The organism is Aliivibrio friggae (assembly GCF_057368515.1).
This window is the reverse complement of sequence record NZ_CM170648.1, coordinates 1,226,675-1,241,870: the sequence shown is the minus strand read 5'-3', so window position 1 is coordinate 1,241,870 and position 15,196 is coordinate 1,226,675. Positions and strand designations below refer to the sequence as shown.

The following is a 15,196-nucleotide window of genomic DNA, read 5'->3' as shown; positions in this document are numbered from 1 at the left end:
GAAATAACTAATATGGATAATAAAACAAGTATATTAAACCAACCAAAGCCATTTAAAATGATATTTTTCATTGAACTATGGGAGCGGTTTGGTTACTACGGACTTCAAGGGATACTCGCCGTCTATTTTGTAGATAAACTCGGTTTCAGCATGCAAGACTCTTTTGTTACCTTTGGTGCATTTGCTGCTTTAGTTTATGGTCTTGTCTCTGTCGGTGGCTACGTCGGTGATTATGTTCTAGGTACTAAGCGCACCATGGTTTTTGGTGCTGTCGTTCTTGCTCTCGGCTATTTTTTAATGGGATTTTCAATTTTAAATCCTAACTTTATTTATTTGGCTCTAGGTGCTATCGCGGTTGGTAATGGCTTATTTAAAGCAAACCCATCAAGCCTATTAGCAAAGTGTTATGAAAAAGGTGATTCCCGCTTAGATGGCGCATTTACCCTTTACTATATGTCAATCAACATTGGCTCTTTAGTTTCGCTTTCTCTAAGCCCTGTTATTGCGAATAATTATGGCTATGAATATGCCTTTCTAATCTGTGGTCTAGGTCTTGTTGCCAGTTTATTTAGCTACTTTGCATTACGTAGCACAGTACAAGGCATTGGTTCTGAACCTGATACCCTGCCGCTAAATAAAACCAAAGCCTTAATCGTTTTAATCGGCACTGTTGCATCGACTCTAGTGTGTGCATGGTTACTGCAAAATATTATGATGGCAAACCTAGCACTAGGTGTCATTGGTGTTGGTGTAGTTGGCTTCTTTTTAAAAGAAACCTTTAAAGAGACAGGCGAACAACGTAACAAAATGATTGTGGCTTTCATTCTTATGCTACAAGCGATTATTTTCTACGTGCTATACGCACAAATGCCAACGTCACTAAACTTCTTTGCGATTAATAACGTTCATACTGAATTGTTCGGTATTGATATTAACCCTGTTAGCTTACAAGCGTTAAATCCATTCTGGGTGGTATTCTGTAGCCCTATCTTGGCTTACTTATACACCTACTACGGTAACCAAAATAAAGACTTATCTATGCCAGGTAAATTTACTGTTGGTATGTTTATGTGTGCCTTTGGTTTCTTATTTGTTGCTGCCGCTGGTAATTGGTTTGCTGACCAAGCCGGTATGGTTTCGGTTTGGTGGATGGTTCTGGTTTACTTATTCCAAAGCTTAGGTGAGTTGATGATCAGTGGTCTTGGCCTTGCAATGGTAGCAAGCTTAGTTCCGCAACGTTTAATGGGTTTCACTATGGGTGCATGGTTCTTAACTCAAGCGGCTTCGTTCATCATTGGTGGTTACATTGCTACATTCAGTGCGACACCTGAGCATCTTACTGATCCTCTAGATACCCTACCTGTCTATACTGAGCTGTTCCAAAATATCGGTTTTGTGACTCTAGCGGTTGCTATCGTAATGGCAATTACAGCACCAAAACTTAATCGTATGATGACAAGTTCACAGCCTGAAGAAATTGAACTGGTCGAGCAGCATTAATTAGTATTCGCTCAATGACTTAATAGATAAGTTATTTAATAAAAAAAGCAGAATGAAGCGTGATGCTCATTCTGCTTTTTATTGCTGATTCCTATTTACTGCAATTCGATTATTACTAATAAATATTCAAATCACTTAAACGGATCCACCTTCATATTACTTAACGTAAAGGCATATACATCTGCCATTAAATCCATTGATTTTGAAATTGGCATACCAGCACCATGACCTGCGTTTACATCAATACGAATTAACACAGGATTGTCACCGGATTGCTTGGCTTGTAGCTCGGCAATGAACTTATAAGAATGTGCAGGAACGACGCGGTCATCATGATCAGCAGTGGTCACTAATGTTGCAGGGTATTCAACGCCCTCTTTCACGTTATGCACTGGCGAGTAATTGAGTAAATACTCAAACATCTCTTCACTTTGTTCTGATGTACCAAAATCGTAAGCCCAGCCCTCACCAGAGGTAAAAGTGTGGTAACGAAGCATGTCTAATACACCGACAGCTGGCAGAGCAACTTTAAATAACTCAGGTCGTTGAGTCATACATGCGCCAACCAATAAACCACCATTTGAGCCACCACGAATTGCCAAATGTGATGAGTCAGTGTAACCCGTGTCGATTAAGTATTCCGCGGCTGAAATAAAATCATCAAATACGTTTTGTTTTTTCTGCTGTGTTCCTGCATTGTGCCATTCTTTTCCATACTCACCGCCACCGCGAATATTGGGAATAGCATAAACACCACCTAACTCCAACCAACTTGCCATTACGCCACTAAAGCTTGGTGTTAGGCTGACGTTAAAGCCCCCGTAGCCGTAAAGAATGGTGGGATTGGTGCCATTTAACTCCAATCCTTTACGGTAAGAAATGATCATTGGAACTTGAGTGCCATCTTTTGAGGTATAGAACACTTGTTTCGACTCAAACTTTTCAGAATCAAAAGGCGATGCAGAGGCTAAATACAACTCGGTATGACCTGTTTTGACATCAAATTGGTAAATCGTTGGTGGGGTGACGTAGTTGGTAAAGGTGAAAAATAGATCCGTTTGATCTTTCTTACCCGATAATCCCGTCACTTGCCCTTCTCCCGGTAACTCAATATCACGCAGCAAGTTACCTGAAAAATCATATTGTTTAATTTTGCTTAAAACATCCATCATGTAATGCGCAAATAAGGTGCCACCACCAACGCTGATTTCAAGAGGCTGTGGTTGCTCTGGGATAACGTCCATCCAATCACAGGTGACTGCGTTATAAGAAACGATCTTACCGTTTGGTGCATTTAGGTTGGTGTACATTAATAGACGAGTGTCTTCATTCTCAATAACGTAAGTATCTGAATCAGTATGATCTAATACGGTAATTCGAGTTGGGTTCTCACAACTTAAACGCTCAAGATAAAGCTTATTACCAGAGGTCGAGGTCGCGGCTGATATAACCAAATATGCATCGTCTTCTGTTGTATAGCCACTGACATAACGATGCTTCTCTTCTTCTGTGGCACCAAACACCACAACATCGTCTGCTTGCGGTTTACCTATCTCATGAAAATAGAGTTTATGCTGCTCGGTTCTTGCTGATAGTTCACTGCCTGTTGGCTTGTCATAACTTGAGTAGTAAAAGCCTTTTGAGCCTAACCATGAGATGTCGGTAAATTTCGCATCAATAATAGGTGCTTCGATCTGCTCTTTGGTTTCTGTATTTAATACGAAGATTTTGCGCCAATCACTGCCCGCTTCTGAAATTGAATAAGCCACTAATGACATATCTTTAGAAAAGCTAACCGCACCTAACGAAGTGGTTCCCTCTTCACTGAAGGTATTTGGATCAAGAAAAACGTCAATTTCTCCGCCCTCTTTTGAGCGATACAACACACTTTGATTTTGTAAGCCGTCATTTTGATAGAAGTAAGTGTAATCACCACGCTTGAATGGCTGTGAGGTTTTTTGGTAATCCTGACCTTTTGCAATTAAAGCGCGAATATCATCACGAAAATCGACATGAGAAAGATAATCAAAGGTGACGTCATTTTGTTTATTTACCCACGCTTCTGTTTCTTTGCTTCTATCATCTTCTAGCCAACGATATGGGTCAGCAATGGTATGAGAAAAGTAGTGGTCAAGTGTTGAGTCTTGTTTTGTGAAAGGATAGATCATGATACATCCTATTTATAATTAATTGTCTGTTCGTAGAATACGCTCATTAAAAATAGGAATGCAACTGTTTGATGATTTAAGCCTAGTTATTGATACGACGCGCGCTACGGCTCTGTCTATGATGATGTATTTAAGGCTTTTGAACACTTTAGAATGTTTATTAATCAGCTTGTTTTGGGGATTAATATTTTATGATACATGTGTCACACTTTTTATAAAATAAAGAAGTAAGTTTGTCGACAGATTGAAGAATTAGCACTATTTTATCTCGAATCCACATCAATCGTGATTTGGACAATTTTCGAGCGCTATATTACTCACAAAAAACCGTCCGCATACACTATTTATACTCTATTAATTTTAAGTTAAACCCGTCTGATCCCCTCAGTACGGGGAGTTGTTGGTGCGCGAACTTAACATTGACTCTGTTTTTATTACGGACAATAAAAATGAAAAAACACTTCGAGCTTATCGATAAACCCACTTTTTTCGGCGCAATATTATTGCTTTGTGCTGTTGTAATTCCTTTACTGGTATTTCCAGAAGAAGGGGCTGCGTGGATAGCTGTTGCTAAAACATTTATGACCGACAAACTAGGCTTTGCTTATTTAGGTCTAGGTTTGGCAGCATTTTTCTTCATGATCTACATCGTTTTTTCTGATATCGGTCAGATCAAACTTGGTGACCCAGATGAAAAACCTGAATTTGCATTAGCGTCTTGGGCGGCAATGCTATTTTGTGGTGGCATCGGTGCAAGTATTTTGTACTGGGGTACTATTGAATGGGCATACTACTACCAAAACCCACCGTTTCAACTAGAAGCTGGCAGTGAAGAAGCAATCCGTTGGGCTGCGACTTATGGCCTGTTCCATTGGGGTCCAATTGCTTGGTGTATCTATATGATCCCTGCAATTCCAATCGCTTACTTCTTCTATGTGCGTAAACAACCTGTACTAAAAGTCTCTGCTGCACTTATGCCTGTTATTGGTGAAGCAAACAGTTTTGGTAAGTTAGGTAAAGTCATTGATGTACTGTTTATCTTTGGTTTATTAGGCGGCGCGGCTACAACCTTAGGCTTAGCAGCACCACTGATTAACGAAGGTATTAGCTACTTATTTGGTATTCCGGCATCAACTGGCAGCCAAATTGCTGTACTTATGGTTTGTACCGCTATCTTTGCTTACTCATCGTACATGGGCATGGACAAAGGCATTAAGATTTTAAGTAACATTAACTTCTGGGGTGCGTTAGGTTTATTGCTGTTTGTATTGGTTTGTGGTCCAACAATCTTTATGTTGGAAACAGGTCTAGATTCAATCGGTCGTATGCTGTCTAACTTCTTTGTAATGGCAACTTGGGCTGAACCTTTTGGTGGCATGGGTCCTTTTGAAGATACTCACTTCCCACAAGATTGGACTATTTTCTACTGGGCGTGGTGGCTAGTATTTGCACCAAGTATGGGTCTATTCGTAGCTCGTATTTCACGCGGTAGAACAATTAAGCAAATGGTATCTGGGGCGGTGTTCTTCGGCTCTCTAGGCTGTTCAATGTACTTCATCATTCTAGGTAACTACGGTTTATCACTGCAGTTATCGGGTGAGTTAGATGTGGTAGGAATTCTGAATTCCGAGGGCGCTACTCGTGCCATCTTCGCTACTTTAGAAACACTGCCGTTTAGTACTTTCGTTATTGCTTTGTTTACCTTGTTATGTGTGATTTTCACCGCGACAACGTTTGACTCTATCTCTTATATTTTAGCGTCAGTAGTTCAAACTAACGTAACTGAAGATCCAATGCGTTGGAACCGCCTGTTCTGGGCTTTCACTCTATCATTTATGCCATCGGCGTTGATGTTTATGGGCGGCTTGGCAACATTACAAACAGCGGCAATTGTTGGTGGTTTACCACTATTGGTTATCGCAGTTATGTTAATGATATCTGGTGTTAAAGCGGCAATGCTAGACTTATCACACCAAGATGATTACGTGGATCCTGTGATCAACATTTCTGATCTACCAGATGTTGATCCTTGGAGCAAAGAAGGCCAAGCATTGGCTCGCTTTGAGCAACTACGTGATAACGCAATTGAAGCAGCCGATCTTGAGCGTGAAGCGAACGATGCTATTTGGATGCTAAAAAAACAATTACGTAAAGAAGCATTAGCACGTGGTGAATCAAGCGTTGATTTAGGCGATGCGCCTGATGAAATTATTGAGCAACTTCGTCAGCTAACGGATGATTCAACCAAAGCGAAAGAAGCGAAATTAGCAGCGTCTGATCTTGCTCAAGAAGCGCGTGTTTCTTTTGATGCACTAATGCGTCAAAAGGTTGAAGACGAAACTTTGCAAGCGAATGAAGATGTTAAATTGGCGATTAAAACAAGATTAAATACGCCAAGCTAATCTACCTTTGTGGTTAATGTCTGCACTGAATATGCAGACATTAGTCCTAAAACTAAATACAAAAAAACCGCTAAATTTAAAGCGGTTTTTTTTGCTTATTCGATCTTATTTTTGCCGTTTTAAACCAAGGACATGATTAAAAAATAACGAGGTTATAACGAATAAATAAAATGTTAGAAATACTGTTCAATTTTTTGATAAGGCAAGTTAGGCTCTAACCCAACGTAGTCTTTTAATGCCTTAAAATATGAAGCTTCATCCCTTAACGTAATTTGTTGCGTTACCCCATTTTTCTTAATTTTTAACTGTTGGTTCGACAAAGTATTAATTCCCTCCTCCGTCGATAACGCAGCTATCGCACCAGAAGTAAAAACAGAATCTGAATGAGTCGAGGAAAAGTGATTTGCATACTCTAAATCGCCCTGACATACATAGCCCATATCAAAACTGTATATACTCAACCATTCACCTGATTCTTTAATCTGCAGTAAAACACCATAATGTTTATCACGAAGAAAACGAAAGGTTTGAAGATCCGTCTTCAGCTCTTTATCAAACTCTATAGGTAATGGCTCTCTTGGTGTAAAGGTACCAAAGCCGGCATCTACTAACCATTGCTGACTATTTATCGTTATTAGTGTTACACGGTGCCCACGCCCTGTTGGTTCTGGCGATAAATGAACTCTTCCTAATAATGTTCGGCCTTCAAAGCCTAAGGTCTTTAATACATTAAAAAGTAACCCGTTTAACTCATGACAATACCCACCTCGGTTCTTATTCACAAGTTTGTTATAAATAACCTCTTCAGACAGTTGAATTGACTCTCCATTTACAATATCAAAGTTCTCAAATGGGATAGTTCTATGCTGAGCACGATGTATCGCTTTTAAGTTTTCAATCGTTACTGCCGTCTCTTTAGGTAAACCAATTCGATTAAAATAATGAGTTAACATTTCTTGATTCATTTCATACCCTTGTTTCTAATCTTAAAATTATCTGTCGAACTTAAAAACACAGCTTAATACCTAAAGTTAAGTTGAGGTAAAGCTTTATTTCAAATAAATTTAAGAGTCCCCTTACAGCAAATTACCTCATTCCTAACACAATCGCTGCCACACCTGATACTGAGCACATTACCAAAGAAACCTTTCTTATTGTTCCTTTGTCAATTCTATCCACTACTTTCATAGCGACCAGATAACCGATAACCGAAGCAGGGAGCAATGGCAACGTAAGATATAAATGATTCAAGCTCATGTATCCAGCTGGAACTTGTACCACTAGAGATATAAAGCTACTCACCACAAAGAACGCTGATAAATTAGCACGAATTAAATTTGCTTCTTGATGCTGTAATAACAGAGCCATTGGAGGTCCACCAATACCTGAACTGGTCCCGAATAGGCCAGAGAAGAAACCCGCAATCGTCATTCTTGAGTTATTTGGTTCGATACGAAATGGAAGCAAGCTAATCGCAACAGCAAGTAATACAACCACGCCAATCCAAAGAGACAGCAGTTTTGCATCTACATAATAAAGCAGTAAACCACCAAATACAGAACCGGGAATTCGACCTAAAAAGGCATAGCCTAAGCCGCGAAAAGAGACATTCGCTTTGTATTTATAGGCATTAATTATGGATAAGAATAAACCGACAATTACGATTGGGCCCGGCACATAATTTGGCGAGATTAAAAATAATAGTGGAGCAGTAACAATGGCTAAGCCAAAACCAATGGCGCTTTGCACAAATGAGCCAATAAAAATCAGGATCATTGCGAAGAGTAAACCAAGATCCATCAGTGGTAGTTCCATAAAAAATGCCTTCTGATTATTAATATAAAACAGAAAGCATTATGAACTAGATTTTAGAAAGGAAATAGCAGTATTACACTCTTTACCCTTTCATTATTATTCAACCGATTGCAGAGTTTCCCACGTCACTTCACAGTCGCCTTTCTCTGTTGAAATAAACGCAGAATCACCCGTGATCATCACTGACATTTCCATCGTTCTTTCTAATAATGCAGAAAATGAGTGAATTTGCTCAGAGTCAAAGCGAACCACATCAACAGGATATTGTTTATATTTGCTTTCGTTCTGTTTCCACCACACTTCAGATTTTGAATTGAAGCTGTACACTTTAGTTACTTTTGACTGACGTGATGCTTTCTTCATGCGCTCAGGATCAGGTTCACCTGCATCAATCCAAAGAGAGATCGTATCATCATATTCACGAACCCAAATATCAGGCTCATCAATCGCAGACAACCCTTTCGTAAACGTTAGGCGCTCTTCTGCATTCAAACAAAATGCCAATACACGAGCCATCATACGCTCTTCACTTTCTGATGGATGCTGAGCGATGGTTAAGCTTACTGAATCATAATGATCACGATTCATGTCTGTTAATGCGACACGAAATTTGTAGATGGTTGGTTTGATAGCCACTGGCTTTCCTAACTATTTGAGAATTGAGGGCATTGTACGCGATTCTTGTTGGTTAGCTAGGCATAAAAAAAGGCCTCACAGTGGTACCTGTGAGGCCTTTGCGTACTTATAGGGGAAAGTACTTATTAATTCTTTATTTTTCTAATACTAAGTTTAGCTTAAATCAACGTTCTTTATTCCAAAAAACCACGTTGCAACAAAACCAGCTACGTATGAAATAACCAAACCTGCGGCGAATACCAACATACCAGCAAAGATACCTGAACTAGATGTCATAAGCGGCAATGCCACAATACCTGATGGACCAAATACAGTGTTTAAGCCAACAGGTAGCCCCATATACGAAACAAGCCCAATAAAGAAGCCACCAGTTGCCCCGCCCACACACGCAGTAATAAATGGTTTTACTCTTGGTAATGTTACGCCATAAATAAGCGGCTCACCTATTCCTAAGAACCCAGGAATAATAGCGCCTTTAACTTGTGTACGTAATAGTGCGTCTTTACCTGCTTTTGAATAAAGCGCTAATGCCGCACCGACTTGCCCTGCACCTGCCATTGCTAGGATTGGGAATAGTGAATTAAACCCTTGAGCATCCATTAGTGCAAAATACACAGGAACAAAGCCTTGGTGAATACCAAACATTACCGATATTAGGAATAAACCAGCCAGAATAGCACTACCAAATGGATTACCATTTAAGTTAATGAATAACCAAGACATACCTTGGAATAACACACCACCAATAGGCATGATAACCACAAAGGTAACTGCACCCATGATAAGCAGCGTAACCACTGAGGTTAAAATCATGTCTAGGTTATCTGGCATGTATTGACGTACTTTTTTCTCAACAGCCGCACCAACTATCGCAGCAATCAATACCCCAATAATATTGCCTCTAGGGTCAATACCATGACCAAAGAAATCCGTCATGCCTGAGTAAATGCCAGAGGTGGCTTCCGGGTTATAACCAAGAACAAATAGAGAGGCTAAAATCGCACCGTTTACACCTGAACCACCAAAAGCTTGTTGTGCGTTGTAACCAATTAAAATACTTAAAAAGCTAAACAGACCTTTACTAAAGACCTTCATGTAGAGAATCAAATCAACCAAATTAGCATTTGGTGACTCATTACCCATCACGTAAACTTGGTCCAATAATGTTGCAAAACCTAATAACAAACCAGCAGCAATAAATCCTGGAATTAACGGTGTAAAAATGGTCGCGAATTTACTTAAAAATCGCTGTGTCGCACTGGTCTGTTTCTTTTTCAGTTTCTGCTTATGTTCAGAAGCTACATCTTTTAAATCTCGATTTTCTGAGGTTACTGGCGTTGACTCTTCGTCACCTTCCATCATCTCATTCATCATTTCAGCGGCGGTTTGTGCTTTACCCGGACCTAAAACGATTTGAAATTGATCGTCACTTTCTACTAATCCCATCACGCCTGCAATGCGCTTAATTGTATCTCTGTCTGCAAGATCATCATTGTGTAATGTTAAACGTAAACGAGTCATGCAGTTTCCGCATTTAATGACATTATTTTTGCCACCAATTGCAGAGAGTATTTCTTGAATCATGGAAGTGGTTATTTTAGCCATGTCCTGTTCCCTTTCAATTTTCTCAGTATAAAGGCCACTTATGGCCTTGTTATCGCTTAGCCATTATTGATCTGAAAGCGCGTTGCGAATAAAGCCATTATGTTTTGCTAACTTTGCTTTCGCGCTTTTTGCATCTAACCCAGACAAAACCATTAAAATGGCTGTTTTACAGTGATTATCACATTGAGATAGAGCCTCAGTCGCTTCTGTTTCTTGGCAGCCTGTTGCTTCTATTACAATGTTCTTTTGGCGTTGTACTAATTTTGCGTTGGTTGCTTCTACGTCAACCATTAAGTTGCCAAATACTTTACCCGTACGGATCATCGCCCCTGTCGTTAGCATATTCAGCACTAACTTTTGAGCCGTTCCTGCTTTCATACGAGAAGAGCCTGTAACCACTTCAGGGCCTACGACTGGTGTCATATTAATATCGGCAAGCTCTGCCATTGGGCTGTTTGGGTTGCAGCTTAACGTCGCAACTGTTGCACCCACTGATTTTGCGTATTCCATCGCACCAAGAACATAAGGAGTACGACCACTCGCTGCAATACCAACTAATACGTCTTTCTCATTGAGGCCTAAATCTTGTAGATCTGAAGCGCCTAGTTCACGATTATCTTCTGCGTTCTCTACTGCTTTTAGAATCGCTCTATGGCCACCAGCAATTAGACCAACCACTAAATCAGGGTTAGAACCATAAGTCGGAGGACATTCACTTGCATCTAAAATACCTAAACGACCTGATGTGCCTGCACCGGTATAGATTAAGCGTCCACCTGATTGAAATGCGATTGCAATGGCATCGACCACTTCTGCGATTTGAGGAAGAATGGCTTCAACAGCTAAAGCGACTTTTTGATCTTCTTGATTAATCACTGTCAGCATTTCAACCGTTGATAATACATCGATTTTTTCACTGGCTTGATTACGGCTTTCTGTTACTAATGTAGTTAAGTCAATTTTCATTATTAGGTTCTCTTCAAAAGATAAATTCTCAATTTCAATGGTTGCCATCATAAAGAATAAAAAATTCCATTTAGTGACCAAAATCACAACAAAAGTTATTCTAAACTCTCAAAATAGATGGAATAAACAAAAATAACAATAAGAAAAACCAGAGAGAACATGCAAATTATCTAGTTAAATTACAATCACTTAAAAAGAATTAAACCACAAAGAATAATAGAAAAAGATTTGGAATAATTAATTCAAAAAAAGATAGGAACTATGAGCATTTTAGAAAAAATACAAAAACAAAGAAGCAGCTTATCAACCAATGGGATCAAAATTTTAGATTTCATACTTGAGGCCCCCTCTTCAATTGGATCATATTCCAGTCAAGAATTGGCCAGCAAAGTGGGCGTATCGCAATCAAGCATAGTTAAGCTAACTCAACGATTAGGTTTTAAAGGGTTCACGGCTTTTAAGTTGGCGATCATTGAAGACCTTGGAAGAAAACAAGCGATTCTAGAGCCTGAACGCCCTATCCATAATAAAATCCACAGTGATGACTCTTCTCAAACCATGGCGCAAAAATTGATTCAAGAAAAACATCACGCGCTCATTGCAACGACTAATGCAATTGATTACAGCGAATTTGAAACCATTATTTCATTATTAAACAGAGCGAATCGAATTCAAATTGTGGGGATTGGTGGCTCAGCATTAACCGCAAAAGATCTGGCTTTTAAACTGCTTAAACTTGGCATGATTGCACTATCAGAGCAAGACAGCCATGTTCAAATAGCCACAGCGAATACGCTCTCGGTTGGAGATATCCAGATAGTGATCTCTTATTCAGGCAATCGAAAGGAAATATTAGTCGCAGCACAAACTGCATTAGAGAAAGGCGCTACCGTTATTGCCTTAACTTCAACAAAGAAAAACCCATTAAGAAAAATTGCAAGTTATTGTATTGATACCATTGCTGATGAACGGCAGTTTCGTAGTTCGTCTATCTCATCTAGAACCGCGCAGAATGTCGTTACTGATTTGATATTTATGACCTTGTTTCAATCACGAAGTGATACGGCAAAACTGTTGATTAATGATATTTCATCTTCTATTGATAAAGTGCGCTAAAAACTCCATTTGATTTGAGCGTATAGCAAGGTGCTTGGGTTTTCGCCAAACACGCTGTCGCTCGCCCCATCAAAATATTGCACAACACCAATTAATTGCCAATCATCGGCCAATGAGTAGGTCTGATTAACACCAACAAAGAAAGATCTATCATCGTAATAACTGTTCATAAAGGTAAGTCTTGATAATGGCGATAAATCCACACCTAAGCTTGAATACCATGTCCAATGGGTAAAGCTAAGGGTTCTGGCACTGAGTGGTAAATTTAAGTATGCCATTGCATTATCGGCATCTTGAGGCTCTGAGATATGCATGAGAGAGCCTTGAATCACCCAGTTTTGAGTTCCATCAAAGCGATAATCCATCTCAACGCTTGAGACACTTGATGCGATTAACTCTTCTTGTTGAGTGCTATTTTGTGATTGATAGCTATCTTGTGTCGGTTCAAACCAACTGAACTCACCACGCAACCCAGCGCCATAAATATCCCCTGCAAAGCCTGCACCTACCACATAATCTAACTGGGATTTACCTAGCAGAACCTGCATGTCCCATCCCTGTTTATTAAACAGATATCGCGCTGCATAGCTGTCTAACTCACTGTCAGAATTGGGATTAAAGACCAAGTCAATGGAACTCGCGAAACCGAGTTTTTTACTTACCATTATCGCATCGGTTCCTGGGCGCTCTTCATAATCAAAATCATAAATCGAGTATGAGTTGAAGATATCGTTTGGGTTCCATACGGTGGTCATTCCCCAATTAATACGAAAGCGTCCTGCTTTAAATTGCCAATCATCTTTATTCCAATTGAGGTAGGCGCGATCAAATTGAGAATTCCCCACCACGCCCTTTTTATCTATCCAATTTTTAGATAAATCAACGTAGCCGGGATCATAAGAGATGAAATCACCATAACTTGAGTACTCTGCGCTATCACCAAATAACAGACGATTACGCATACCCAAATTCACTCGTAACTGATCATTAAATCGGTATTCAAAATTAAAACGTTGATGGACGATATTATCAAAAATAGTCTCGCCAGAATTAGGGATGGTACTGGTTGCCATGTATTTTACATAACCGTTTAAATCCCAACTTTTCTCTGGGGTTAAGCCTGGGATTTGAGCATAGCTCGATAGGCTACTGAACAATAAAAAAGGCACAAACCTTGTGAATACTTTCTTCATCAGTTCATGCCCTCTTAGTGATACCTATTCTAGATAAGTATTATGTCTGCTTGATAATGATTAGGTTACGACAGTTCCTTGAACTTTATCAACAGTTCTTTCTGCTCTTCAGTCAGATTCGTCGGTGTTGCCACAGTAATGACAACCATTAGATCGCCCGTCGCACCTTTACGGCTCTTCACGCCTTTTTCTTTCATGCGGAATTTACGACCATTTTGAGTCCCTGCTGGCACTTTTAATTTAAAGCGGCTTTCTAAGGTTTGAATTTCAACCTCACCACCCAGTGCTGCTGTCACAAAATCAGTCGTTACTGGACAAATTAAATCATTACCTTCACGTTTTAAGTGTGTATGTGCACGAACATGAATTTGAATTAATAAGTCACCTGCTGGGCCACCGTATGCGCCCGCTTCGCCTTTACCTGCGAAACGAATTTTTTCACCGTCTTCAATACCTGCAGGTACTTTAACGTTGATTTTCTTATTCACGCCATTCACTGGCAGTTCAATCACTTGCTCACAGCCGTTAATCGCTTCAGCAAATTCAACCGTTAAGCTAAACTGACGATCTTGACCTTTTTGTGGGCGTGGTTGACGCTGTTGAGAGAACATATCTTCAAAACCGCCGCCGCCGCCAAAACCACCACGTGAACGACCACCAAATGCGCCACCGAAAATATCTTCAAATCCGCCGTAACCTTGGCTATGACCGCCACCAAAGCCACCGCCTCCACCCATGCCACCATTTTGGAATGCTGCGTGACCATAGTCATCATACTGGCCGCGTTTATCGGCATCAGTTAGAATTTCGTACGCTTCTTTTATCTCTTTAAATTTGTCTGCAGCTTGCGCATCACCCGGGTTCTTATCTGGGTGGTATTTCATCGCAAGACGTTTGTATGCTTTTTTGATCTCTTTTTCTGTGCTGCTTTTGGAGACACCAAGGACTTCATAATAATCACGTTTAGACATGACTTAACCTCGTCAATGAATAGAAACAGACATAAAACGGAATCGCTTATGCCTTTCTTTGAATAAATCTAATCAAAGGAGTTTATGTCCTATCAGATTAAGGTCAAGATCTATCTCACAAAATGCGGCAGTTATTGTTGTTTATCTTCTTTCAGTTGCCCATCTTCAAATACAATAACCCGCTTCGCTCGATTAAAGACCCTTGAATCATGAGTTGAGAAAATGAACGTCGTCCCCTCTTCTTTATTCAAGCTTTCCATTATATCAAGCAGCTCTGCGGTGCTTTTAGCATCTAGGTTTGCCGTTGGTTCATCGGCCATAATAAAGCGTGGTCTTGGGGCAAGCGCTCGTGCAACTGCAACTCGTTGTTGCTGCCCCCCAGAGAGTTGAGCGGGTCTTTTATGTTGCTGATCTTCTAAGCCCACTTTTTTCAGTAAGTCTTGCGCTCTTTGTTTACACTCACCCTCAGCGTGACCCTGTAACTGCATGACAAACTCCACATTCTCTAATGCAGTCAATACCGGTAATAAACTGTAGTCTTGAAAGATGAATCCTATATTGTCACGACGAAACTCTATCAACTTCTTTTCATCCAACTGCGTCAGCTCATTTCCATCAATACTCACTTTTCCTGAGGTAACGCTGTCTATTCCGCCAAGCATATTTAACAGCGTCGTTTTCCCTGAGCCAGATGGACCAATCACGGCCACAAACTCCCCTTGTTCAATCATCAAATCAAGGTGATCAACCGCATGAACAGGGAAATCCGACTCCGGGTTATAGGTTTTGCATAACTGCTCAATTTTTATCGTCATACTTTTTAC

Annotated in this window: 12 protein-coding genes; 3 read left to right on the top strand and 9 right to left on the bottom strand. The window is 40.1% G+C overall.

All coding sequences use genetic code 11. The features are described from left to right. Positions 1 to 12 precede the first annotated feature (12 nt). The gene (locus tag AC2INI_RS05825) at positions 13 to 1,500 is read left to right on the top strand and encodes an oligopeptide:H+ symporter (protein WP_486305570.1); all 1,488 of its coding nucleotides are present in this window, start codon (positions 13 to 15) and stop codon (positions 1,498 to 1,500) included. Between the two features lie 131 nt (positions 1,501 to 1,631). On the opposite strand, the gene AC2INI_RS05820 is transcribed toward AC2INI_RS05825, so the two are convergent. Next, entirely contained in the window at positions 1,632 to 3,668 is a 2,037-nt protein-coding gene (locus AC2INI_RS05820) for a prolyl oligopeptidase family serine peptidase (protein ID WP_486305569.1), read from the bottom strand. 449 nt (positions 3,669 to 4,117) lie between these two features. On the opposite strand from AC2INI_RS05820, the gene AC2INI_RS05815 reads away from it, so the two are divergent. Continuing rightward, the gene (locus AC2INI_RS05815) at positions 4,118 to 6,070 is read left to right on the top strand and encodes a BCCT family transporter (protein ID WP_122035119.1); all 1,953 of its coding nucleotides are present in this window, start codon (positions 4,118 to 4,120) and stop codon (positions 6,068 to 6,070) included. A gap of 173 nt (positions 6,071 to 6,243) precedes the next feature. Here AC2INI_RS05815 and AC2INI_RS05810 read toward each other — a convergent pair whose 3' ends face one another. The 5 genes from AC2INI_RS05810 to murQ all read right to left on the bottom strand — a co-directional run bounded on the left by AC2INI_RS05810 (position 6,244) and on the right by murQ (position 11,092). After that, the gene (locus AC2INI_RS05810) at positions 6,244 to 7,035 is read right to left on the bottom strand and encodes an arylamine N-acetyltransferase family protein (RefSeq protein WP_486305568.1); all 792 of its coding nucleotides are present in this window, start codon (positions 7,033 to 7,035) and stop codon (positions 6,244 to 6,246) included. Positions 7,036 to 7,156: 121 nt separating this feature from the next. Further along, on the bottom strand, positions 7,157 to 7,870 hold the full coding sequence (locus tag AC2INI_RS05805) for a sulfite exporter TauE/SafE family protein (RefSeq protein WP_122036121.1): 714 nt from the start codon (positions 7,868 to 7,870) through the stop codon (positions 7,157 to 7,159). Positions 7,871 to 7,981: 111 nt separating this feature from the next. Next, positions 7,982 to 8,521, bottom strand: a complete 540-nt coding sequence (locus AC2INI_RS05800; RefSeq protein ID WP_122035123.1) for a YaeQ family protein — start codon at positions 8,519 to 8,521, stop codon at positions 7,982 to 7,984. Positions 8,522 to 8,674: 153 nt separating this feature from the next. Next, positions 8,675 to 10,126 (bottom strand): PTS N-acetylmuramic acid transporter subunit IIBC, encoded by a 1,452-nt coding sequence (murP, locus tag AC2INI_RS05795; RefSeq protein ID WP_486305567.1) that lies wholly within the window; start codon positions 10,124 to 10,126, stop codon positions 8,675 to 8,677. A 63-nt stretch (positions 10,127 to 10,189) separates the two neighbouring features. Then, on the bottom strand, positions 10,190 to 11,092 hold the full coding sequence (murQ, locus tag AC2INI_RS05790) for an N-acetylmuramic acid 6-phosphate etherase (protein ID WP_486305700.1): 903 nt from the start codon (positions 11,090 to 11,092) through the stop codon (positions 10,190 to 10,192). A 261-nt stretch (positions 11,093 to 11,353) separates the two neighbouring features. On the opposite strand from murQ, the gene AC2INI_RS05785 reads away from it, so the two are divergent. Continuing rightward, entirely contained in the window at positions 11,354 to 12,208 is an 855-nt protein-coding gene (locus AC2INI_RS05785) for an SIS domain-containing protein (protein WP_486305566.1), read from the top strand. Here AC2INI_RS05785 and AC2INI_RS05780 read toward each other — a convergent pair. From AC2INI_RS05780 to AC2INI_RS05770, 3 genes are all read right to left on the bottom strand, one after another. Beyond that, positions 12,205 to 13,401, bottom strand: coding sequence for a hypothetical protein (locus AC2INI_RS05780; protein ID WP_486305565.1), 1,197 nt, complete (start codon positions 13,399 to 13,401; stop codon positions 12,205 to 12,207). The genes AC2INI_RS05785 and AC2INI_RS05780 overlap by 4 nt on opposite strands. Before the next feature lie 65 nt (positions 13,402 to 13,466). Next, entirely contained in the window at positions 13,467 to 14,372 is a 906-nt protein-coding gene (locus tag AC2INI_RS05775; RefSeq protein WP_122035131.1) for a DnaJ C-terminal domain-containing protein, read from the bottom strand. Between the two features lie 131 nt (positions 14,373 to 14,503). Further along, complete coding sequence (locus AC2INI_RS05770) at positions 14,504 to 15,187, bottom strand: ABC transporter ATP-binding protein (protein WP_486305564.1); 684 nt, start codon at positions 15,185 to 15,187, stop codon at positions 14,504 to 14,506. Between the last annotated feature and the right edge of the window lie 9 nt (positions 15,188 to 15,196).